Origin of the sequence: Sphingopyxis sp. (genome assembly GCF_034380315.1) — a bacterium.
Classification (GTDB): Bacteria; Pseudomonadota; Alphaproteobacteria; order Sphingomonadales; family Sphingomonadaceae; genus Sphingopyxis.
The window spans coordinates 589105-612896 of the sequence record NZ_JAXMPB010000001.1; the positions used below are offsets into that span (position 1 = coordinate 589105).

General features: G+C 65.1%; 12 protein-coding genes. 8 read left to right on the forward strand and 4 right to left on the reverse strand.

Features of this window, described 5'->3' with window-relative positions:
* Position 1 precedes the first annotated feature (1 nt).
* The 3 genes from U0S50_RS03000 (at position 2) to U0S50_RS03010 (ending at position 9711) form a co-directional block, all read left to right on the forward strand.
* Complete coding sequence (locus U0S50_RS03000) at positions 2-5842, forward strand: alpha-2-macroglobulin family protein (protein ID WP_322307250.1); 5841 nt, start codon at positions 2-4, stop codon at positions 5840-5842.
* A gap of 104 nt (positions 5843-5946) precedes the next feature.
* Complete coding sequence (gene pbpC / locus U0S50_RS03005) at positions 5947-8049, forward strand: penicillin-binding protein 1C (RefSeq protein ID WP_322307298.1); 2103 nt, start codon at positions 5947-5949, stop codon at positions 8047-8049.
* A gap of 105 nt (positions 8050-8154) precedes the next feature.
* The gene (locus U0S50_RS03010; RefSeq protein ID WP_322307251.1) at positions 8155-9711 is read left to right on the forward strand and encodes an amino acid permease; all 1557 of its coding nucleotides are present in this window, start codon (positions 8155-8157) and stop codon (positions 9709-9711) included.
* A gap of 61 nt (positions 9712-9772) precedes the next feature.
* On the opposite strand, the gene U0S50_RS03015 is transcribed toward U0S50_RS03010, so the two are convergent.
* The 4 genes from U0S50_RS03015 to U0S50_RS03030 all read right to left on the reverse strand — a co-directional run bounded on the left by U0S50_RS03015 (position 9773) and on the right by U0S50_RS03030 (position 16623).
* Positions 9773-10966, reverse strand: coding sequence for a multidrug effflux MFS transporter (locus U0S50_RS03015; RefSeq protein ID WP_322307252.1), 1194 nt, complete (start codon positions 10964-10966; stop codon positions 9773-9775).
* A 192-nt stretch (positions 10967-11158) separates the two neighbouring features.
* On the reverse strand, positions 11159-11461 hold the full coding sequence (locus U0S50_RS03020) for a hypothetical protein (RefSeq protein ID WP_322307253.1): 303 nt from the start codon (positions 11459-11461) through the stop codon (positions 11159-11161).
* Positions 11462-11487: 26 nt separating this feature from the next.
* Positions 11488-14373: a pitrilysin family protein gene (locus U0S50_RS03025; RefSeq protein WP_322307254.1), complete on the reverse strand. Its 2886-nt coding sequence runs from the start codon at positions 14371-14373 to the stop codon at positions 11488-11490.
* A gap of 93 nt (positions 14374-14466) precedes the next feature.
* The gene (locus U0S50_RS03030) at positions 14467-16623 is read right to left on the reverse strand and encodes an acylase (RefSeq protein ID WP_322307255.1); all 2157 of its coding nucleotides are present in this window, start codon (positions 16621-16623) and stop codon (positions 14467-14469) included.
* A 146-nt stretch (positions 16624-16769) separates the two neighbouring features.
* On the opposite strand from U0S50_RS03030, the gene U0S50_RS03035 reads away from it, so the two are divergent.
* The 5 genes from U0S50_RS03035 to U0S50_RS03055 all read left to right on the forward strand — a co-directional run bounded on the left by U0S50_RS03035 (position 16770) and on the right by U0S50_RS03055 (position 23428).
* A complete protein-coding gene (locus U0S50_RS03035; protein WP_322307256.1) occupies positions 16770-18341 on the forward strand; it encodes a leucyl aminopeptidase in 1572 nt (523 codons plus the stop codon).
* A 21-nt stretch (positions 18342-18362) separates the two neighbouring features.
* On the forward strand, positions 18363-18953 hold the full coding sequence (locus U0S50_RS03040) for a uracil-DNA glycosylase family protein (protein ID WP_322307257.1): 591 nt from the start codon (positions 18363-18365) through the stop codon (positions 18951-18953).
* An 86-nt stretch (positions 18954-19039) separates the two neighbouring features.
* Entirely contained in the window at positions 19040-21619 is a 2580-nt protein-coding gene (gene clpB / locus U0S50_RS03045) for an ATP-dependent chaperone ClpB (RefSeq protein WP_322307258.1), read from the forward strand.
* A 16-nt stretch (positions 21620-21635) separates the two neighbouring features.
* Positions 21636-22745 (forward strand): membrane dipeptidase, encoded by a 1110-nt coding sequence (locus tag U0S50_RS03050; RefSeq protein WP_322307259.1) that lies wholly within the window; start codon positions 21636-21638, stop codon positions 22743-22745.
* Between the two features lie 461 nt (positions 22746-23206).
* A complete protein-coding gene (locus U0S50_RS03055; RefSeq protein ID WP_322307260.1) occupies positions 23207-23428 on the forward strand; it encodes a hypothetical protein in 222 nt (73 codons plus the stop codon).
* The last annotated feature ends 364 nt before the right edge of the window (positions 23429-23792 follow it).

The following is a 23792-nucleotide window of genomic DNA, read 5'->3' on the forward strand; positions in this document are numbered from 1 at the left end:
GATGATTGGGATGTGGCGCGGGCTCGGCGAGCGGTTGGCCGGAAAGATGCGGTTGGCGCTGATCATCCCGCTCGGTATCGCCATGGCCGCAACCGCAGCCGCGGACACCGTGCCGCAGGTGACGCTCGCCACCCCGGGCAGCAGCGGCACCGGCGATGGCACGATCACGCGCTTCACCCTGCGCTTTTCGGAGGATATGGTGCCGCTGGGCGACCCGCGTGCCAAGGCTCCCGCAACCAATGATTGCAAGCTTCCGGCTTCCGGCCGCTGGGTCGACACCCGGACCTGGGTGCTCGAATTCGAACGCCCGCTCCCCGGCGGCAAGCGGTGTCATGTCGAACTGCGCCCTGGTTTGACCACGGCGCGCGGGGTGAATCTTGTCGGCAACGACCGCTTCGCCATCGATACCGGCGGCCCGTCGGCGCGCTCGGTGCTGGTCGGCGGGACCTATGGCGACATCGAGGAGGATCAGATTTTCCTCGTCGCCACCAATGTCGCCGCCGACCGCGCTTCGGTCGGTCGCTTCGCCTATTGCGCGGTGGACGGGATCGGCGAGAAAATTCCGGTCGACATCTTGCCCCGCGAAACCGCGGTGCAATTATGGGACGGGCTCGGCAACAACAATTGGTCGCGCCAGTCCTTTGCCTATGATGCCGGACTGCCGCTGCGCCTGCCCGAAGCGGGAAGCGACCGCGAAGCGGTGCTCGACCGCGTCGTCCCGGTAAAATGCCGCCGGCCGCTGCCTCCGGGGCGCGAGGTGGCGCTCGTCTGGGATGCGCGCATCGCGCAAAAGGGCGTGCCGTCCCGAACCGCCGGCCGCGATCAGCGCTTCGACTATGATGTTCGCCCGGCTTTCACCGCAAAAATGGCGTGCAGCCGCACCAACCCACAGTCCGGATGCAATCCGGTCAAGGATGTGGTGCTGAGCTTTGCCTCGCCGGTCGCGCGCGATACGTTGCTCGCCGCGCGCCTCGACACGGCTGGCGGCAAACAGCTGAAGCCGGTCATCGACGATGACGACCGCAATGACGCCTACATCACCAAGGTCCGTTTCAAGGGGCCGCTTCCCCAGAATGTCGATGCGACGCTGGTGTTGCCGGTAAATGTCACCGACCAGAGCGGTCGTACGCTCGCCAATCAGTCGAATTTCCCGTTGAAATTCCACATCGACCGCGCGCCGCCACTGGTCAAATTCGCGGCCGAATTCGGGATATTGGAGGCTGGCGAAGGCGGCGTCCTGCCGGTAACGGTGCGCGGCGTCGAGGCATCGCTGGTCCAGGACAATCTGAAAATGCCCGCGACCGCGCTGAAGGTCGGCGACGACGATGCCGCGATCGCACGCTGGCTGAAGCGTGTCGAAAGGGCCGACGACAGCGATTTTCGCGAGGAACGCGATCGCACGGGCAAGGACGTCACCGTCAACTACACCGGAACCCGGTCGGTCTTCGCCGACGCGCCCGCAGGTGGCGAGCGGCGCCAGCTCCAGCTTGCGCCTCCGGCGGGCGGCAAGGAATTTGAGGTCGTCGGCATCCCCCTTCGCGACAAGGGTTTTCATGTCGTCGAAATCGCCAGCCCCGAACTCGGCGCGGCGCTGCTCGGGCGGCGGGCGACCCGCTATGTCGCAACCGCCGCGCTCGTCACCAACATGGCGGTGCATTTCAAATGGGGGCGCGAAAGCTCGCTTGCGTGGGTGACGTCGCTCGACACCGGACAGCCAGTGGCGGGCGCCGAGATTCGCGTCACCGACAGCTGCACCGGCCGTCTGCTCGCGCGCGGAACCGCGGACAAGGCCGGACGCCTGGCCTTTCCCTCGGGCCTGCCCCAGCCGGAAACCTATTCCGGCTGCGAAGAAAAGCCGAACCCGGCCAACAGCGAGGGTCATGCGCTGATGATCAGCGCCCGCGCCGGCGATGATTTCAGCTTCACCCTGACCGACTGGGGCCAGGGCATCCGCCCCTATGACTTCGATCTTCCCTATGGCTGGTCCGAACGCACCGACCTGCTTCACACCATATTCGACCGCGCGCTCGTCAAGGCAGGCGAGGCGGTGAACATGAAGCATATCCTGCGCCGTCCGGTCGGCACCGGATTCCGCACCCCCGACCCGATGGCGGGCAAGCTGCGCCTCGTCCATCGCGGCTCGGACACCGAATTTGAAATGCCCTTTGCGATTGACGCGAGCGGCAGCGGCGACACGGTCTGGAACGTCCCCGCCAGCGCGCCGATGGGCGATTATGATCTGGTGTTCGTGACCAAGGACAAGGACGGCGAAGACAAGACGATCTGGTCATCGCAGTCGGTGCGGGTCGATGAATATCGACTGCCGACGATGAAGGCGACCGTCACCGGACCCAAGGCCGCTCCGGTGCGGCCGACGCAGGTGCCGCTGTCGCTGTTCGTGGGCTATTTGTCGGGCGGCCCTGCCGCCAACCTGCCGGTCGAGCTGCGGACCAATTTCACCCAAAGCTGGTCGCCGCCTCAGGATTATCGTGACTGGGATTTTGACGGCCAGCCGGTCAAGGAAGGGATCGTCCAACTCGACGATGATGGCGACGAACCCGCCGCCGAATTGCCGCTCGCGCGCTCCGTCCCGCTGACGCTCGGCGCCAATGGCAGCGCCAGCACCGTTGTCACGGTCGATCAACCGATCACCCAGCCGACCGCAATGGCAGTCGAAATGGACTATGCCGACGCCAATGGCGAGACGCTGACGTCCAGCCGCCGAATCACCCTCTACCCCTCTGCCGTACGGCTGGGGATGAAAACCGACGGCTGGCTGATGCGCGACGACGATCTGCGGATGAACTTCATCGCGCTCGACCTCGACGGGCGGCCAATCCGCGGCCAGCGCGTCGCCGTTGCGCTTTACAGCCGCGAGATCATCACCGCGCGGCGACGCCTGATCGGCGGGTTCTACGCCTATGACAACCAGATGCGCACGGCGCGCCTCGGCACCACCTGTTCGGCCGTCACCGACAAGCTCGGACGGGCAAGCTGTGCGATGGCCCCCGGCGTCTCGGGCGAGGTCACGGTCGTTGCCACGACCGCCGACGCCGACGGGAACGAAGCGCGCGCGGTGCGCTCGGTTTGGCTGGCCGGCGACAATGACTGGTGGTTCGGCGGCGACAATGGCGACCGCATGGACGTGATCGCCGAACAACCGCGCTATGCGGCAGGCGACACCGCCTCCTTCCAGGTCCGCATGCCGTTCCGCGAGGCAACCGGCCTCGTCACCGTCGAACGCGAAGGGGTGTTGTCGAGCTTTGTCGTGCCGCTGAAGGGCACCGATCCGGTGGTGAAGGTCAAGCTTCCCGCCACCTATGCGCCCGACGTCTATGTTTCGGTGATGGCCGTGCGCGGTCGCGTGACCGGCAGCGAAAGCTGGTTCCGCAAGATGAAACGCGCCGTCGGCTTCCAGATCGAAAATAGCGAGGGCGCGCCTCCGACCGCACTCGTCGATCTTGCCAAGCCCGCCTATCGCATGGGCGTCGCACGGATCAAAGTGGGCTGGGAAGGCCACAAGCTCGCCGTGAAGATACGCTCCGACAAGGAAAAATACGCGGTCCGCGAAACCGCCAAGGTGGCGATCGAGGTCAAGACCCCGAACGGCAAGGCGCCCGCCAGCGCCGATGTCGCCTTTGCCGCGGTCGACGAGGCACTGCTCCAGCTTGCTCCCAATGACAGTTGGTCGCTGCTCGATGCGATGATGGGCGAACGCACGCTCGACGTGCTGACCTCGACCGCCCAGATGCAGGTCGTCGGCAAGCGCCACTATGGCCGCAAGGCGCTGGAACCCGGCGGCGGCGGCGGCGGCGACCTCAGCGGCCTGACGCGCGAGGATTTTCGTCCTGTCCTGCTGTGGAAGGGACGTGTCCCGCTCGACGCAAAGGGACGCGCGGTGGTCGACGTGCCGCTGTCCGACAATCTGTCGGCCTTCCGCTTCGTTGCCATCGCGACCGACGGTTCGCAATATTTCGGGACCGGCGAAACCACGGTTCGCACCGTGCAGGACCTTGGCGTCTTTGCAGGAATGCCCGACCTCGTTCGCACTGGTGACAGCTATGACGCGCGCTTCACGCTGCGCAACGGCACCGACCAGGCGATGGAGGTGACGGCAACCGCAACGCTGTCGCCCGCCGTCGCGACCGCGCCGCCGCTTACCGTCACCATTCCCGCCGGCGGAGCGGTTCCGGTCAGTTGGGCCATGACCGCGCCCGATCAGGCGGGGCCGATCGAATGGACGGTCGAGGCCGTCTCGAAAAATGGCGGACAGCGTGACCGGCTGGTCGTCGAACAGACGGTCGAACCGGCGGTGCCGCTCGAAACATGGGCCGCAACCCTGCTGCGTCTGGGCCCCGACACGTCGCTGCCGGTCGCCATTCCGGCGGGGGCGCTGCCCGGCGGTTATGTCGATGTCGCGTTGGCGGGCACGCTGGCCCCGCCACTCGCCGGCGTGCGCGACTATATGGCGATCTACCCCTATAGCTGTTTCGAACAGAAAAGCTCGCAGGCGATCGCCCTCGGCGATCTCGGCCGCTGGCAGGCACTGGCGGGCGCGATGCCCACCTATCTCGATAACGACGGCTTGCTGCGCTACTGGCCGAACGAGCGGCTCGACGGTTCGATCGAACTGACCGCCTATATCATGGCGATCACCGCGGCCAACGGCTTCGCCCTTCCCGAGGCGCCGAAGCAAAGGATGGTCAAGGCCTTGCAGGCCGTCGTCGATGGGCGGCTGACGCGGCGGGGCTATGGTCCCTATGATATCCGCCCGGTCCGCGTCGCGGCACTGGCGGCACTCGCCCGCAACAATGCATCGAGCGCCAGCCTGGTTGCGGCGATCGACATGACCCCCGCCGACATGGCGACCGGCACGCTCGCCGACTGGCTGGTGGCGATCGAACGCACGCCGGGGGTCCGCAATGCCCCGGCGCTGCGAACCGCCGCCGAGGCCGAACTGCGCAAGCGGATCGTCTATGAAGGCACCCGCCTCGATCTGGTCGACGATGGCAAGGCGCCATGGTGGATGATGGTCAGCGGCGACGAGATGGCGATCAAGACGCTTGAAGCAGTGCTCGGCCGCAAGGGATGGGAAGACGACGCCGGCAGGTTGATGGTCGGCATCGCCCAGCGGCAGCGCCGCGGCCACTGGGACACCACGCCCGCCAACGCCTGGGGCGCCGTGACGGTCCGCCGCTTCGCCGAACTATATCCCGCAAACGCGATTACCGGCGTCTCGCGGATCAGCCTGGCGGGCAGCAGCGCCCAGCAAAGCTGGCCGATGCCCGACAATAGCGCGCCGCTCCGCGTGCCGCTCGCCGCCGCGACCATGGCGATGAACCACCAGGGCAACGGGACGCCCTGGGCGACGGTCAGCGTCAAGGCGGCGGTGCCGCTCAAGGAACCGCTCAACGCAGGCTACCGCATCAAGCGGACGGTCAGCGTGATCAAGGCGGCGAACAAGGACCGGCTGACGCGCGGCGACGTCATCAAGGTGCGGATCGAGGTCGTCGCGGCGGCCGGCCGCACCTGGGTCGTGATCAATGACCCCATCGCCCCCGGGGCGACGATCGTCGGCAACCTGGGCGGCCAGTCCGAAATGCTCGCGGGTCAGGCGAGCGGTTCGGGCGCTCAGCCAAGCTATGTCGAGCGCGGCCGCGATGCCTGGCGCGGCTATTTCGGCTGGATGCCCGCGGGCACCCATGCCGTCGAATATGTCGTCCGTCTGAATGGCTCGGGCCGCTTCACCCTGCCCCCGACGCGGGTCGAGGCAATGTATTCGCCCGCAATCCGCGGTCAGTGGCCCAATATGCCGATGACGGTCGCGAATGTCGGATCGTAAGGCCTTGCCCCCTCCCCGTCGGGGGAGGGGGTAAGGGCATGACCAGCATCGCCCCAAAGCCCGGTCACGGATATCATCGGCCGCCCAATCGTCGCTGGTTCGATATGGTCGCCTGGGCGGCGCTTGCAGCGCTGATCCTCACGACCGCCGCGCATCTTCTCACCCGCCCGCCGGACATGCCGGGCTATACCGCCGTGCGCGCCGACTGGAAGCCCAGCGAGGCATGGCTCTATGATCGCGAGGGGCGGCTGCTCGACAGCGAACGGGTCGATTTCGAGCGCCGCCGCCTCGGCTGGGTGGCGTTGAAGGACATCAGCCCGGCGCTGCGCGACGCGGTCGTGCGGGCCGAGGACAAGCGCTTCTGGTCACATGGCGGGATCGACTGGCTTGCAATCGCCAGCGCCGTCCGGGCGCGCTGGACGGGCGACCGCTCGCGCGGCGCCTCGACGCTGCCCATGCAGCTTGCCGCCTATCTCGCACCCGATCTGGCGCAGCCCGGTCGCCGCAGCTGGCTTGCCAAGATCCGCCAGATGCGCGCGGCGGAAGCGCTGGCGGCAAGCTGGTCGCGCGGCGAAATGCTGGAAGCCTATTTCAACCTGGTGCCTTTGCGCGGCGAGGCCCAGGGTATCGGCGCGGGCGCACAAAGCCTGTTCGGCAAGCGTCCCGCGGAAATGAACCGCACCGATGCCGCGCTGTTCGCCGGATTGCTCCCCAATCCCTCCGCCGACGGCCGCACGCTGGGCACGCGCGCCTGCCGCATCGCGGCGGCAAAGGATTGTACCGCGATTCGCGCGGCGGTGGCGACATTGCTGTCGGGTGAGCATGCGGCGCGTTTCGACCCGGCCCTGGCGCCGCACCTTGCCGTGCGCCTGCTCGACAAGCCTGGAAAGCGCGTCACGACGACGATCGACCGTGCGGCACAAAGCGCCGCCATCATCGCATTGCGGCGCCAATTGTCAGGGCTTGGCGCCAACCGGGTGCGCGACGGCGCGGTGGTGGTGCTCGACAACCGAACCGGCGATGTGCTCGCCTATGTCGGCGGCGTCGGGCTGAAATCGACCGCCGCGGCGGTCGATGGCGCCAATGCCCGGCGGCAGGCGGGCTCGACGCTCAAGCCGCACCTTTATGCGCAGACCATTGAAAAGGGCTGGCTGACCGCCGCATCGATTCTCGACGACAGCCCCGTACAGCTTGACACGGCCTCGGGGCTTTATGTTCCCAAGAATTACGACCGCAGCTTCAAGGGGCCGGTCAGCGTTCGCCATGCCTTGGCGAGCTCGCTCAACGTGCCTGCGGTACGGGCGCTCGTCCTCGACGATGTCCAGTCGTTTCGCGACCGGTTGTGGGCGCTCGGCTATCACGGCCTTGTCGAAGACGGCGAATATTATGGCTTCAGCCTCGCGCTCGGGTCGGCCGAGGTCAGCCTGGTCGAACAGGCCAATGCCTTTCGTACCTTTGCCAACCATGGACGCTGGTCGCCGGTTCACTTCATTCCCGGCAAGCGAAGCGACGAAGCCGAAACGCGCCAGATATTCAGCCCGGCCGCCGCCTTCATCGTCGGCGACATATTGGCCGATGCCTCGGCTCGTGCCGACGCCTTCGGTTCGGACAGCGCGCTGCGCCTGCCCTTCTGGGCCGCCGCAAAGACCGGGACGTCAAAGGGGATGCGCGACAATTGGTGCGTCGGCTGGTCCGACCGCTTCACTGTCGCCGTATGGGTCGGCAACCTCGAGGGCGATTCGATGCGGGCGGTGTCGGGCACATCGGGCGCCGCGCCGGTGTGGCGGGACGTCATGATGGCGCTCCACAGCGGCCAGCCGGGGAAACCTCCGGCGGTGCCCGAAGGGGTCGAGGCCCGGCAGGTCCGCCTTCCCGGTACGCGCGAACCGCCGCGCCGCGAATATTTCGTGCGCGGCACCGCGCAGGCCGAAATGGCCGCCACGCCGCCCGTCGCCCGTCGCCCCCGCATCACCAGCCCGGTCAGCGGCAGTGTCTATGCGCTCGACCCCGATATTCCCATCGATCGCCAGCGGATTGCGGTCGTCGTCAGCGGCTCGGTCGCCGGTTACCGCCTGATCCTCGACCGCAAGCCATTGGGCGATGCCGATACCGGACAACAGATATTCCCCCGACCGGGCAGCCATTTGCTGTCACTGGTCGATCCCGGCGGCAGGACCATCGACCGCGTCCGCTTCACCGTAAGGTAAAGTTGCCGTCACATCTATGAAATTAAGTTGCGCTGACCAGCGGAGCGGCTAGTCTGCACCGCCAGGAGAGGGGCCCGCACCGGAGCCCCATAAGGGGAATGCTGCATGATATTTGGACGCGTCAAACCACTCGACGCAATCTTGGCCACGGCCGAGAAAAAGTCGCTGCACCGATCGCTCGGTGCGTTCCAGCTTACCATGCTGGGCATCGGCGCCATCATCGGGACGGGTATTTTCGTCCTTACGGCCGAAGCCGCGCAGAAAGCTGGCCCGGGGATGATGTGGAGCTTCGTGATCGCAGGCCTCGTCTGCGTCGTCGCTGCGCTCTGCTATTCCGAACTCGCCTCCATGGTACCGGTATCGGGTAGTGCCTATACCTACACCTATGCCGTCATGGGTGAATTGCTCGCCTGGACCGTCGGCTGGGCATTGATCCTCGAATATGCGGTCGCCGCCTCCGCCGTGTCGGTCGGCTGGTCCGGATACTTCGTGGGACTATTGCAAAATGCAGGGATAAACCTGCCAATGGAGTTGACTGTCGGCCCCTATGCGGGCGGCATTCTCAACCTTCCGGCGCTGGTGATCGCCCTGCTTGTGACCTGGCTGCTGATGATCGGCACGACCGAAAGCGCCCGCGTCAATGCGGTGCTGGTGGTAATCAAGGTGGCGGCGCTGACGCTGTTCATCGTGCTGACCCTGCCGATGATGAAGGGCCAGAATTTCGATCCCTTCATGCCGAACGGCTGGTTCGGCGAAATGGCCGGTCTGGGCGCCGTCGGCGCGGCCGCATCGATCTTCTTCGCCTATGTCGGCTTCGATGCCGTTTCGACGGCGGCCGAAGAAACCAAGAATCCCCAGCGCAACGTTCCGATCGGCCTGATCGCGTCGCTCGGCGTCTGCACCATCTTCTATCTGCTCGTTGCCGCGGGCGCGATCGGCACGATGGGCGCTCAGCCGGTTGCCGGTCCCGCCGGCGAAATCCTCGCGCCGGGTTCGTCGGCTCTGGCCGAACGCTGCGCCTCGCTGGCGGCGATGGGTCAGGAACCGCTGGTCTGCTCGCGCGAAGCGCTGGCACACGTCCTGCGTGAAATCGGCTATCCGGCGATCGGCAACGCCATCGGCATCGCCGCCTTCCTCGCGCTGCCTTCGGTCATCCTGATCATGCTGTTCGGCCAGACCCGCATCTTCTTCGTGATGGCCCGCGATGGTCTGCTCCCGGAAAAGCTCGCGACGATTCACCCGCGTTGGAAAACGCCGCACATCGTCACGATGATCACGGGCGCGGCGGTCGCTTTCTTTGCGGCCTTCCTGCCGGTCGGCAAGCTGGCTGACATTTCCAACTCGGGTACGTTGTTCGCCTTCTTCATGGTGGCGATCGCCGTGCTTATCCTGCGCGTGAAGGACCCCAGCCGTCACCGGCCGTTCCGTACGCCGCTGGTGTGGATTGTCGCGCCGCTGGCGATTATCGGCACGGTCGGTCTCTATCTGAACCTGCCGTACGACGCCAAGATGGTGCTGCCGGTCTGGGGCGGCATCGGCCTGGTGCTCTATTTCCTCTATGGATATCGCAAGAGCCATGTTGGCCGCGGCCTGATCGAGGTGCACGAAGATGACCCCGACGCTCCGCCGCCGCCGGTTCCGCCCGCGCCGTCGCTGAACTGACGGAGAATGGGAATAGCAATATAGGGAAAGGGGGCTTCGGCCCCCTTTCTTTTTTGCCCGTTCAGAAGGGCGCCTTCGGGGCTGTTCCCGGCCGGGTGAACAGCTTGCCGCGCTCCGCCCAGAACACCAGCGCCAGGCCCGCCACGGCGCACACGACGAAGGCATAGGCCAGCGGCAGCGTCGACCCGTCATATTGCTGGCCGATCAGGGCGCCGGCGCTGGCGGCGAGCAGGGTGCGCGCGAAACTTTGGTACGATGACGCGACCCCCGCCATGTGGCCGAAATCCTCCATGGCAATCGCCCCGAAATTGCTGCCGATGAACCCGATCAGCCCGACATTGACCATCATCAGCAGGGTAAAGACCGCCAAGGTTTCCTCGCCGCTATAGGCCGCGACGATCTGGGCCAGCGATGTCGCCATAAAGGCGAAGACCGCGCTCTGCGACACGCGCCGGGCACCGAAGCGCTCGACGATCCGGGCATTCGAGAAATTGGCGATCGCAATCCCCACCGCGACACAGGCGAAAACCAGCGGAAACAGATCGCGCGCGCCGAACACGTCGCCGATGATCTGCTCGCTGCTGTTGAGATAACCGTACAGCGCGCCCTGCATCACCCCGGCCGCGATCATATAGCCCGCGGCGCGGCGGTGCCGCGTTACCGTCGCCCAACCGGCGACCATCGTGCGCCAGTCGAGCGGCCGGATATCGGCGGGGTCGAGCGTTTCGGGAAGACGACGCAACCACAGCAGCATCACGCCCCCCATCACCGCCAGAACGATGAAGATCGCGCGCCATCCGGCCACCGCCTCGACCCCGGCCCCCAGCGTCGGCGCGATGATCGGGACGATCATGAAGACCAGAAAGATCAGCGACATGCGCTTTGCCATCGCATCGCCGACGAACAGGTCGCGGATAACCGCAACGACGATGACACCCAGCCCGGCCGATACCAGCCCGTGTCCGAACCGCAACGCCAGCATCATGGGAAAGCTGGTGGCCAGCCCGCAGCCGACCGAAAAGATGATATAGGCAAGCAGCGCGGGGACCAGAACGCCCTTGCGACCAAAGCGATCAGCAAGCGGACCGTAAAGAAGTGACCCCGCTCCGACGCCCAGCAAATAAGTCGAAATCACATATTGCCGGTCGTTGGCGACCGCCACGCCCAGCCCTTCGGCCATGGCAGGCAGCGCGGGCAGCATGGCGTCGATCGCCAGCGCATTCAGCGCCATGACCATCGCCATCATGATTACCATCTCACGCTCCCCGGGAAGGCGGGGACGCGATGCGGACTCGGTGGGCTTGTGCATTGCAACAGCATATGCGCCCATGCATCCCCTTTGGATAGCCCCTCGGGCACGCCGGGACGACGCAAAGCTATGCGGCGCAACGAAAAAGGCCGCCCCGCATTGTGCGGGACGGCCCTTGATTCGCGATCGAAGTGACGATCAGCCCTGGCGGGTACCCGTCATCGCCATCGAACCGAACGCGCCGGCCTTGATCGTGCCGGTCAGCGTGTCGCCGTCGACGGTCGCTTCGCATTCCAGCGTCATCGGCATCGGCACCTTCATGTTCATGGTCCAGGTCAGCTTGTTGCCGTCCACCTTGCCATTTTCGACATCAAGCGAGCCCATCGCACCGGCATTCTGGCCCGTGAAGCTGTCGCCATCGCTGTTCACGGTGAAAACCGACTTCTGGTCGCCCATCGGCGACTTCGTCACGCAATCATAGCTGCCATCGACTTGGGACATCGCAAACTCTCCTATTGAAACCAATGTTAATTAGACGGTGTCGCTGTTTCCACGGACAGGCCCAATCCGTCAAGCTGTGGTTTCACGACCGCCGCATCACCGACGACGACATAGACCAGATCGTCGACCGACAGCGCCTTGCGCGCCGCGGCATCGACGTCGGCGGTCGTCATCGCTTCATAGGTCGCCGGCAAGCTTTCATAATAGGTGTCCGGACGTCCGAACTTGACGATCGAGCGCAGCCCGCCCAGCACGTCGCCCGACGTTTCGAAACTGCCGGGCAACTCGCGCACGCTCCCGTTGACGGTGCGTTCCAGCTCTTCCGTCATCGTCCCCTTGGCCCCCAGATAGGCGCGCAGGTCGCTTTGCAGCTCCTTGATCGCATCGCCGGTGCGGTCGGCCTGAACCGGTGCGGAAACGCTCCAGGTCAGGCGATCCTTTTCACCCGAAATGCGGGTCCGCACGCCATAGGACCAGCCCTTGGTCTCGCGCAGGTTCATGTTGAACCGCGACAGGAAATCGCCCCCGAAAATATCATTCGCCGCGCGCAGCACTTCCAGCGAATCCGTGCCCTTCGCGTCGAGCACCTTGCCCGCCAGAATCACCGATTGCGGAGACTTGGGTCGATCGACCAGAATGATCCGCGGCTGCGGCTTGGGGATCGCGATCTCGAAATGCTTCGCGGGCTTCGCCGGGGCGGGCGCGGCCCATTTGCCGAATGCGGCGTCGAGTTGCTTCTTCACCTCGGCAAGCGTGGTGTCGCCAACGACGAAGATGCGGGCATTGTCGGGACGGATCCAGCTCGTGTGGAACGTCGACAGCTGGTCGCGCGTCGCCCCCGCAACGGCCTGGGCACTGCCCAACCCCGACGGCGGCATACCATATGGGTGATCGGCTCCGTAAAGCGCCGGGACCAGCACCCGCGTCGCGATCGCATTGGGATTGTTGAGCTCGGCCTTCAGGCGGTTGAGCTGCTGCGCGCGCACCCGCTCCAGTTCCTGCGCGTCAAAGGCGGGGTTGCGGATATAATCGGCAAGCAAGCGAAGCGACGGTGCCAGATTCGGCTTGAGCGCGAACAGGCTGAAAATCGTCTCATCGGCATTCGCCGCCCCGCTGATCTGCGCCCCCAGCCGTTCCTTTGCCTCGGCAAAGGCAATGGAATCCAGATTGGTGGTCCCTTCGTCCATCAAGCTCAGCATCAGCGACTGCGTACCCAGCGCATCGCGCGGATCGGCCGCATAGCCCGCGTCGAAGCTCACCGCGACATTCACCGTCGGCACGGCGGCACGGCGCGCAAAGACGACCTCGATACCATTTTTCAGCTTCGCCCGCTCGATGGTCGGAAAATCCAGCGCAGTCAGCCCGAAAACCGCCGGAAACTGGGAACGGTCGGCAATCGCAGTGGCGCCGACGCCGATCGAATCCGGACCGACATCGCCCAGCGCGGGGTTCCAGTAACGGTCGGGCGCGACCGCCTCGGCCACCTTCGCCGGCACCGCCGCGCCGCCGCGATTTTCGCCGCCTTCGGTCCGCTCGCCGGGGGTATAGGTCAGCGAAAAAGCAGGGCGCGACATCCATTTGCGCGCGGCTGCGGCAACCTGTTCGGGGGTCGCCTTGGCCATCCGGTCGAGTTCTACCTTATAATAGGCCGGGTCGTTCGAATAAAGCGCCCCTTCGGCCAGCGCCACCGCCTTGCCGCCAAAGCCGCCAACCGATTCAAGCCCGCCGATCACGCCGCCCAGATAGCTGGCCGCCGCCCGCTGCAACTCGTCGGCGGTGGGGCCGCTTTCTAGGAATTTGGCGATTTCCTCGTCCAGCCTTTTGGCCACATGCGCCGGGTCGACGCCTTCCTTGACGTCGGCCTGCACCAACAGGATTCCTGCGTCTTCGAAAGCACTGGCTCCAGCGCCGACGCTGACCGCAACGGGATCCTTGCGGACCAGCGCATTGTCGAGCCGCGACGACGACAGACCGCCGAGCACCGTCATCGCCATCTGCAGCGGCACCGCCTCGGCGTCGTTGAGCCCTGGAATGGACCACATGCGATAGATGCGGGTCGTCGGGATCAGATCCTTGACCTCTTTCGCCAACGGCGCGGGCAGGGTCGGCACCGACGCCGCCACCGGCTTTACCGTGGGGCCGCGCGCGATGTCGCCGAACCAGTGATCGACCTTTTCCTTCGCCGTCGCGACGTCAATATCACCCGCCAGCACCAGCACGGCATTGTTGGGCCCATAATTGTCGGCGAACCATTTTTTCACATCGTCGAGGCTCGCCGAGTTGAGGTCGGCCATCGAACCGATGGTGCTGTGATGATAGGGGTGCCCCTTGGGAAAGAGGTTTTCGAAAATCTCGTAACGCAGCAAGCCATAGGGGTTGTTGTCGCCCTGACGCTTTTCATTCTGCACCACGCCGCGCTGATTATCGAGCTTTTCCTGCGTTACCGCGCCGAGCAAATGCCCCATGCGGTCGCTTTCCAGGAACAGGGCGCGATCGAGGGCCCCGGTCGGCACGGTTTCGAAATAATTGGTGCGGTCGAGCGATGTGGTGCCGTTGAAATCGGTGGCGCCGACCTGCTGCAACGGTTCAAAGAAATCGCCGGGAGCGTTTTCAGAACCGTTGAACATCAGATGTTCGAACAGATGGGCGAAACCCGTCTTGCCCTTGGGCTCATGTTTCGATCCGACCCGGTACCAGACCGACACCGCGACGACCGGCGCCTTGCGATCTTCATGCACGATGACGCGCAGCCCATTGTCGAGCGTGAAGCTTTCAAACGGAATGTCGACCGCCTTCACCAGTTCGGCGACCGGCGCCGGGTCGGCGGCCTTGGCCTTGGCGAGGGCCGGTCCGGCCGCAACCAGCGAGGTGGACAGGGCAAGGGCGATAGCGAAGCGGTGGAAACGGGGCATAAAACCTCTCTGGTCGATCGTGGCCGGAACACCCGGCCCGGCGGACAAGGCGAAAATACTGTATGATCGGCTTAGGACAGCCGCCCCCGTCGATCAAGGACGATAGACACGCGGCCGGGTCGCCATCAGCGCGGCGGGATCGAACAGCACCGGCTTGAGCTGGTGGCGAACGAACAGCGGTGCCTGATCATTATAATGCGGGCTTTCCGGCCGCGTCGTGGCTGCACCGAACGGCTGAATCGATTCCGACCGCACCTGCCCGGCGCGGTCCCATGTCACGAACATGATGAAGCTGTCGCCGTGACGCACCTTCAAACGCCCATCGGGTTCGACATCCCACAAGGTCGAGGCCCGGATCGTGTCGTTGCCGCCATCGAGCGGAAGGTCGATACGGCTCGCACCTTCGCCATGCCGCAGGCGCAGCACGGTGCCGAGCTTGGGATCGAGCGTCGCAAAATGCTTCTGCAGATGCGCCACCGTCTCTTTCAGGACGGTCATGGCGTCGGGTGCCGGGCGGCGCTGGTAATGGCGTCCATTGGCCGGGCGCAGCACCATCAGCGCCAGTGCATCGCCATGCCCCTTGCCATCGAGGTTCCAGTCCCAACGGCGCAGCAGCTCCTGCGCCTGCTTCAGCGCCGGGTCGCTGCCCACGTCAAGCGCGAGCAGCCGGTCGATCCACGCCTTTGCATAGCCGGTCCGTGCATAGCTGGTGTCATATTTGATCGCCTTCAAGCGATCCGCGTCGATCGGGCCGGAGGCTTCGAACAGGTCGATCAGCCGCGCCGCGCGGTTGGTCATGTCGTCCTCGATCCCGAGCAGCGGCGAGAAGGCGGCGGCGTCAAGCTCGTCGCCCGGCCCCGCCGCCACCCAGGGGGCGTTGTTGGCGTTCATCACATAGCCCGAGCGCGGATTGACGAGCGCTGGAACGCGGTCGAAGGGCAGCGTCTTGGTCCATAGCGCCGCCGATGTGTCACCCGGCAAAACGCCGCGCCAATTATAGCCCGCGGGGCGGTCGGGGAACATGGCGTTATAGAACAGCCCGATATTGCCCTTGGCATCGGCATAGATGAAATTGGTCGCGGGCACGCCCTGCCCCGCCATTGCCGCGCGCCATTCGGCGAAATTCTTCGCCTTGTTCAGCCGATAATATTGGGTGGCCATATTCGCCTGATCATATCCGGCATAGCGGATCGCAAAGGCGCCCTTGTCATTCTTGATCACCGGCCCATGGACCGAGCGCCAGACGGTGCGCGGCACCGGCAGGACGAAGGGGCCATATTTGACCTTGAGCCACACCCGCTTTTTCTCGAGCGGCCGCCATGCGCCGTCGAGGCGATAGGCCTCGCCGCTTTCGTCGAGCACCAGCTTGTAAAGGTCGATCAGGTCGGGCCGGTTCACCGTGTTGGTCCAGCCGAGATATTTATTGTGACCAAGGAACGGATAGGGCGAGCCGGGGAAATTGGCGCCGGCAAAATCCCAGCCCTCTTCGCTGTGGACGACCAGTTCGTACCAGGCGACCCCGCCGGTCCAGGGCTGGTGCGAGTTGGACACCAGCCGCGTCGCGCCGTCGGGCGCGCGCGACGGCGCGACCGCCATCGCGTTCGATCCATTGTCGCCGGGATCGCGTCCCACGGGGGTCAGCGGCCGCGCGACCGGCTGGCCGCCGGCGTCGAGCGGTGGGCCGCCCTCGCGCGCAAAGGGCTTATCCTCGACCAGCTCGCCCAGCACCGAATCGAGCCCGAAGAAAAAGGGCGAGCGCAGCACGAATCCCGCGACGACATCTTCGCCCGTCACCGGGAACAATCCCGACAGGCGAACCTCGCCGGGATGCTTGTCGGCATAATGGTTGAGCCCGGCGGCATAGGCAGTGAACAGCGCCCGCACATCGGCGGGCAGGCGCGGCCAATCGCGTGCGCTCGTCGCGCGAATGTCGAGCAGCGCGGCGGCATAGTCGACCTTCGCGCCGTCGGCGCCCAGCATCGCCCCGGCACGCCCGCGGGTCATCGCCAGCACTTCCTGCAACGACGCGAAATCATCCTCGGCATGTGCATAGGCGACACCATAGGCGACGTCGGCGTCGGTCTTGCCGAAAATATGCGGGACGCCGAAAGCATCGCGCGCGATCCGCACATCGGCCGGCTTGAAGACCGGGGCCGTCGGCGTATCGGCTGCCAAAGGCTCCCAGAAAGCCAGCGCCGCCGTTCCAGCCGCCAACAGCAGGACAAGTCCCAGAAACGCCCGTCGCAACATATGCTTGCCTTCTCCTGCGGCCAAGGCGCCTGTCTGACCCCCATGACGCAGGAAGGCAAGCCGCTGTCGTTCGTCGATGCCCGTTTGCGCCTGGCGGCTGGCCCGCTATGCAGTCCCGAACCATTTCTGATCCGGGGACAATCTCTATGCGCACCAAAAGCCTGCTCCTTGCCGCCTGCCTGTCGATCGGCCTTGCTCCCACCGCAATGGCGCAGGGTGTCGTCGGGTCGGGCATCGCACCGGCGACGGTGTCGAACAGCGCGGAGCGCGCGATCGGTTTCGCCGACACCGCTCCGGCGGGCGGCGTCCTCGCCATCCTGATGACCGACGCGACGCTGCCGCCGCTCGACGGCATCGCCCTCGGCGGCGCCGAACGGCAGGCAATCGCCGCCGCCATCGCTTCTGCGGGGTTCGAGGGGAAGGCCGGCTCGACGCTGTCGCTGCGCGGGATCGGCGACCGTTCGCGCATCCTGCTGGTCGGAACCGGCGCCACGCCGACCTCGCTCGCCCTGGCCGAGGCGGGCGGCAAGGCGGCACAGGAACTTCGGACGGACGCCCATCCGGTGTCGATCGCGGGTGCTTTTGGTGATCGCAGCGCCGCCGACGTCGCCTTTGGCTTCGCCCTCGGCCAATATCGTTTCGACCGTTACAAGACCGTCGACCACAAGGCGCCGGCAACCGGGGCCGTCACGCTGGTGGGGGCCAATCCTGACGCCGCATCGGCGGCCTTTACCGGCCGCTGGAAACCCCTGGCCGACGGCGTACGCCTGTCGCGCGACCTCGCCAACGAACCGGCCAGCGTCATTTATCCGGAAAGCTTTGTCGCCCGCGTGCGCGAGGCATTCGGCAACACCCCCGGCGTCAGCATCGAGGTGCTGGACGAAGCCGCGATGCGCAAACTCGGCATGGGCAGCATCGTCGGCGTCGGCCAGGGCAGCCCGCGCGGATCGCGCATGATGCTGGTTCGCTATCGCGCCGCCGGCGCGCCCGCCCAGCCGCTCGCGCTGGTGGGCAAGGGCATCACCTTCGATTCGGGCGGCCTGTCGATCAAGCCCAGCTCAGGCATGGGGAATATGAAGGGCGACATGTCGGGCGCGGCAACCGTCATGGGTGCCGCCTTGTCGCTCGCCAAGTCGCGCGCGCCGGTCCATGTCGTTGCGGTCGCCGCCCTCGCGGAAAATATGCCCGACGGGAACGCGCAGCGCCCCGGCGACATCGTCCGGACGATGTCGGGCAAGACGATCGAAATGGTCAACAGCGACGCCGAGGGACGCCTCGTCCTCGCCGACGCCAATGAATATGTCGCAAAGGCCTATGCGCCGGGCGCCATCGTCAACATTGCGACGCTGACCGGCTCGATCGTCGGCGCATTGTCCGATCAATATGCCGGACTATTCGCGCGTGACGAAGCCCTGGCATCGCGGCTGCTCGCCGCCGGGACGCAAAGCGGCGAGGAATTGTGGCGCATGCCGCTCCACAAAAATTATGCCGAGCGGGTGAAATCCGACATCGCGGATATCCGCAACAGCGGCGGCGATGGCCCGGGTGCCAGCCTCGGCGCGCACTTCATCGGCTTCTTCGTCGATGACGCGATGCCCTGGGCCCATCTCGACATCGCCGGAATGAACCGCAGCGAGAAAAATTCGCCGCTGGCCCCCAAGGGGATGACGGGCTTCGGCGTACGCCTGCTCGACCAGCTCGCACGCAGCGGTTCCTGATCCGCGCGCCGGAATTGCGGGATGACCGGCACGCTCCCCGAACCCGACCTGCTGGTCCGGGTTCAGGCGTGCCGCGCCTGCACCGATCTGCCACTCGGCCCGCGCCCGATCCTGCAATGGTCGCCGCACGCACGCATTCTGATCGCCGGGCAAGCGCCGGGACGGATCACCCACGAACGCGGCCGCCCCTTTGACGACGCATCGGGCGAACGGCTGCGCGGCTGGCTGGGGCTGTCCCCCGACCGCTTCTATGACGACCGGCGCGTCGCGATCGTGCCGATGGCCTTTTGCTTCCCCGGCTCGGGAAAGGGGGGCGATGCACCGCCCCCGCCGATCTGCGCGGCGCTGTGGCGCGATGCCTTGCTCGCGCCGCTGTCGACGCTGCGGCTGATCATTGTCATCGGCCGCCACGCCGCCGACTGGCACCTCCCTGGACGCGGATCGCTGACCGCTCGCATTCGCGACGATGCGGCGCACGGAAGCCGGCATGTCCTCCTTCCCCACCCCAGTCCGCGCAACAATCGCTGGCTTGTCCGCAATCCCTGGTTCGAGGCCGAACGCCTTCCGAAACTGCGCCTGCACGTCGCCGATATCCTCGGGACGCCGGGCTGATGCGCCGGATGACCGATGCGATGGGCAACGCCTCTTGTGTTGCTCAAAAGCCACACTATCTCTGATGACGAGAAAGGGGCCAATCTATGAACCTCGAAAAATTTACCGACCGCGCCAAGGGCTTCTTGCAGGCCGCGCAAACCATCGCGATCCGCATGAACCATCAGCGGATCGCCCCCGAGCATGTCGCCAAGGCGTTGCTCGAGGACAAGGAAGGCATGGCCTCCGGCCTGATTGCGAAGAGCGGCGGCGATGCCGCGCGCGCAGCCGCCGGCATCGATGCCCTGCTCGCCAAACTGCCCGCCGTATCGGGGTCGGGCGCCCAGGCGACGCCGGGGCTCGACAATGATGCGGTGCGCCTGCTCGACCAGGCCGAACAGATCGCGACCAAGGCAGGCGACGGCTATGTCACCGTCGAGCGCCTGCTGCTCGCGATGGTGCTTGCCGCCAACACCCCGGTCGGCAAGGCTTTTGCCGACGCCGGCGTCAAGGCCGATGCGCTGAACGCCGTCATCAACGAACTGCGCCGCGGCCGTACCGCCGATACGGCGGGCGCCGAGGACAGTTTCGAAGCGCTCAAGAAATACGCCCGCGACCTCACCGAAGTCGCGCGCGAGGGCAAGCTCGACCCGGTCATCGGCCGCGACGAGGAAATCCGCCGCACCGTCCAGATTCTCGCGCGCCGGACCAAGAACAACCCGGTGCTGATCGGCGAACCCGGGGTCGGCAAGACCGCGATCGCCGAAGGGCTGGCGCTGCGCATCGCCAATGGCGACGTCCCCGACAGCCTGAAGGACCGCCGCCTGCTCGCGCTCGACATGGGCGCGCTGATCGCGGGCGCGAAATATCGCGGCGAATTCGAAGAGCGTCTCAAAGGTGTGCTCGACGAGGTCAAGGGCGCCGAGGGCGAGATCATCCTGTTCATCGACGAGATGCACACGCTGGTCGGCGCGGGCAAGTCCGACGGCGCGATGGATGCGTCGAACCTTTTGAAACCCGCACTCGCGCGCGGCGAACTCCATTGCATCGGCGCGACGACGCTCGACGAATATCGCAAATATGTCGAAAAGGATCCCGCGCTCCAGCGGCGCTTCCAGCCCGTCTTCGTCGGCGAACCGACGGTCGAGGATTCGATCTCGATCCTGCGCGGGCTGAAGGAAAAATATGAGCTGCACCACGGCGTGCGGATCACCGACGGCGCGATCGTCGCCGCCGCGACGCTGTCGAACCGCTATATCTCCGACCGCTTCCTCCCCGACAAGGCGATCGACCTGATGGACGAGGCGGCGAGCCGCATCCGTATGGAGGTCGAATCCAAGCCTGAGGAGATTGAAAATCTCGATCGCCGCATCATCCAGATGAAGATCGAGGAAGCGGCGCTCGGCAAGGAAAGCGACGCGGCATCGAAGGACCGGCTCGCGCATCTCCAGGCCGAACTTGCGAACCTTGAACAGCAGTCGGCCGAGCTCACCCAGAAATGGCAGGCCGAAAAGGACAAGATCCACGCCGAGGCGAAGATCAAGGAACAGCTCGACGCGGCGCGCAGCGCGCTCGAACAGGCGCAGCGCGCGGGCGACCTCGGACTCGCCGGCGAGCTCAGCTACGGCACCATCCCCGGCCTTGAAAAACAGCTCGAGGCGGCGCAGGCCGCGGCGGGCAATGCGATGCTGCGCGAGGAAGTCACCGCCGACGACATCGCCGCGGTGGTCAGCCGCTGGACCGGCATCCCGGTCGACCGGATGATGGAAGGCGAGCGCGAGAAGCTGCTCGGCATGGAAGCAACGCTCGGCCAGCGCGTGATCGGCCAGGACGAGGCGGTGCGCGCCGTCTCGACCGCGGTGCGCCGCGCGCGCGCCGGGCTGCAGGATCCCAATCGTCCTCTCGGCTCCTTCCTCTTCCTTGGCCCCACGGGGGTCGGCAAGACCGAGCTGACCAAGGCGTTGGCGCGTTTCCTGTTCGACGACGACAATGCGATGGTCCGCATCGACATGTCCGAATTCATGGAAAAGCACAGCGTCTCGCGGCTGATCGGCGCCCCGCCGGGCTATGTCGGTTATGAGGAAGGCGGCGTGCTCACCGAAGCGGTGCGCCGCCGCCCCTATCAGGTCGTGCTGTTCGACGAGGTTGAAAAGGCGCACGGCGACGTGTTCAACATCCTGTTGCAGGTGCTCGACGACGGGCGCCTCACCGACGGACAGGGACGCACGGTCGATTTCACCAACACGCTGATCATCCTGACCTCGAACCTCGGCAGCCAGGCGATCGCGGCGCTTCCCGACGACGCGCCGGTCGAACAGGCCGAACCGGCGGTGATGGACGTCGTCCGGGCGCATTTCCGGCCGGAGTTTCTGAACCGACTCGACGAGATCGTGCTGTTCCACCGCCTGGGGCAACAGCATATGGGCGGCATCGTCGATATCCAGGTCGCGCGGGTGCAGAAACTGCTCGACGACCGCAAGGTGACGCTCGACCTGACTGACGCCGCACGCGCCTGGCTGGGACGCGTCGGCTACGACCCCGTCTATGGTGCAAGGCCGCTGAAGCGCGCGGTACAGAAATATCTGCAAGACCCGCTCGCCGACCTGATCCTGAAAGGCGAGGTCAAGGACGGATCAACGGTCAAAGTTGACGAAGGCGATGGGGGGCTGCATCTCAGCCCTAGTTGACAGGGGTAGGTGTTTGATGGACCTATTGCTTTCCCGTCGCGCCTTGCTGGCGGCGATACCAGCGCTGGCCGTTTCGGGCTGCGCCAGCATATCTTCGGGCGGAGGCAACGGCCCACGCTTCTATGCCGATGGCCTCAGCTTCCTGCCCGACGATATGGAGGAAATTACCGCCTCGGGGCTAAAGGCGATGATCTGCGACGTATCGACCGTCGAAGAGGTGCGCGATCCTGACGGAACGCCGCGCTATCGCCGGACCTTCGCCGCGAACGACAAGGCGATCGACGAAGCCGCGGCGCGGATTGCGGCCACCCCCAGCGCCTTCGTCGCCAATCGCGGTGCGGACATCGACCCATCCCGCGGCTGCGCAATGTTCCTGCAGTTCCAGTCGGCGGAACCCATGGGCACCGATCTGGGACGGGTCGAGTATTTTCATCGCAAGGGCCTGCGCGTCCTGCAATTCACCCATCATAACAACACGCTATGGGCCGGTGGCTGCCTTGAACTGGCGCCAAGCGGGTTGACCGCGCTGGGCTATGAGGGGCTCGCCGAGCTCAACCGGCTCCATATCTTGCCCGACGTCGCCCATGGGTCGGAACGGACGATGCTTGACGCCGCTCAGGCCAGCACCTCGCCGATTGTCATGTCGCACGGCGCCTGCCGTGCACTGGTCGATCATCCGCGTTGCATCACCGACCGAGCGATCCGAGCGATCGCCGACCGCGGCGGTCTCGTCGGCATCTTCATGATGAGCTTCTGGCTGACGACCGATCCGACCCCGCACCCCGACCATTGGGTGGCGCATGTCCGCCATGTGATCAACAAGGGCGGGTTGGAAGCGGTCGGCATCGCCAATGATTTTCCGATGGCTGGCCAAGCCAATCTCGTCCGGCTCGGCAACGACAATCGCCGCGGCGTCGAAGAATATCTCGAATGGTGGCGCGCGATGCGCAGGCTCGGCCTGCCCGGCTTTGCAAAGGATCCGGAGCATGTGGTGATACCGGCCTTCAACCAGATCAACCGCATGGCGACCATTGAACAGACGCTGGAACGCGCCGGTTTTCCCGGGCGTCATATTGATCGCATCATGGGAGAGAATTGGAAGCAAATCTTGAGAAGCTATACATAATTGACTTCCACATTCGCAAACTTGCCAAGGGCAGAGAATCACTATATTTAGGAATTATAACATACAAGGGCATTGGAAAGAATATTACACTCAGGAGATATCTAATGAGCATCTTGCTATCTGCGTTCCTGGTCATGACGCCTCCTCCGTCCGATACGAACAATTCGGTTACAACGCAGAATAACGAAGATGTTCATTGCAAGTGGCAATGGACCCGGGGATCGAGAATCTCGAAACGGGTATGCGCAGCAACTGAGGAAGATCGGTTTCGGGCCGCTGAAATTCGCATGCAGATCAGCAGCATTTATCACCCCACATTGGGAAGAAACTGACGCGCGGTTCCGCTACAAACCGAATAGCAAGCGCCTATCACAGACAGGCCGCCACCGTCGTCCAATGCTCGCTTGACATCGCGGCGGCTTTGTAATTTTATAATTTGAATTCATGTAGGTGTCTTGAATATGATAACGTCCCTTGCCCTCATATTGGCGGCTTCCAGCGCTACCGGAACGGAGCAGAACGAAGGCGAAAAGCCGAAACTTATCTGCCGCTATGAGAAAGATTTGTCGAGCCGCATCGTACGCAAGAAGGTGTGCCTGACCCCTGAACAGCGACGCGCCCGCACCGAGGCAACCCGTGAGATGATGGGTGACTTGAACAAGCGCCACCGCCCCGGAAACTAAACCCTCTGCCATCCTTTGATGCACGCGCTTTCATCATGATTTGGTGAAAGCGCACGCTCGCCCGAGCACGTTCCAGGATGCTTCTGGGTGGTACTCTCATTCACTGACGAACACAGATTGCGACGACGAGCGGGCGACAGTCATCATCGCGCAGCTTCATTTCTGGCGGGCGCCCTGCGCCGCACCGCGCGATGCAGGGCAAGCGAAAGCCATCGTCAAGAACTGACGTGCTCCCCTTGACGTGCTCCCCTGATTGTTACCAGTCAGAGGTAGAGTCCGGCTCCTTCATGATGGTTGATTGATGGGATGGCAATGGTCCTGGGGGCATGCCCCCAGGACCATTGGCCGGCGATCTCGGCGGGGG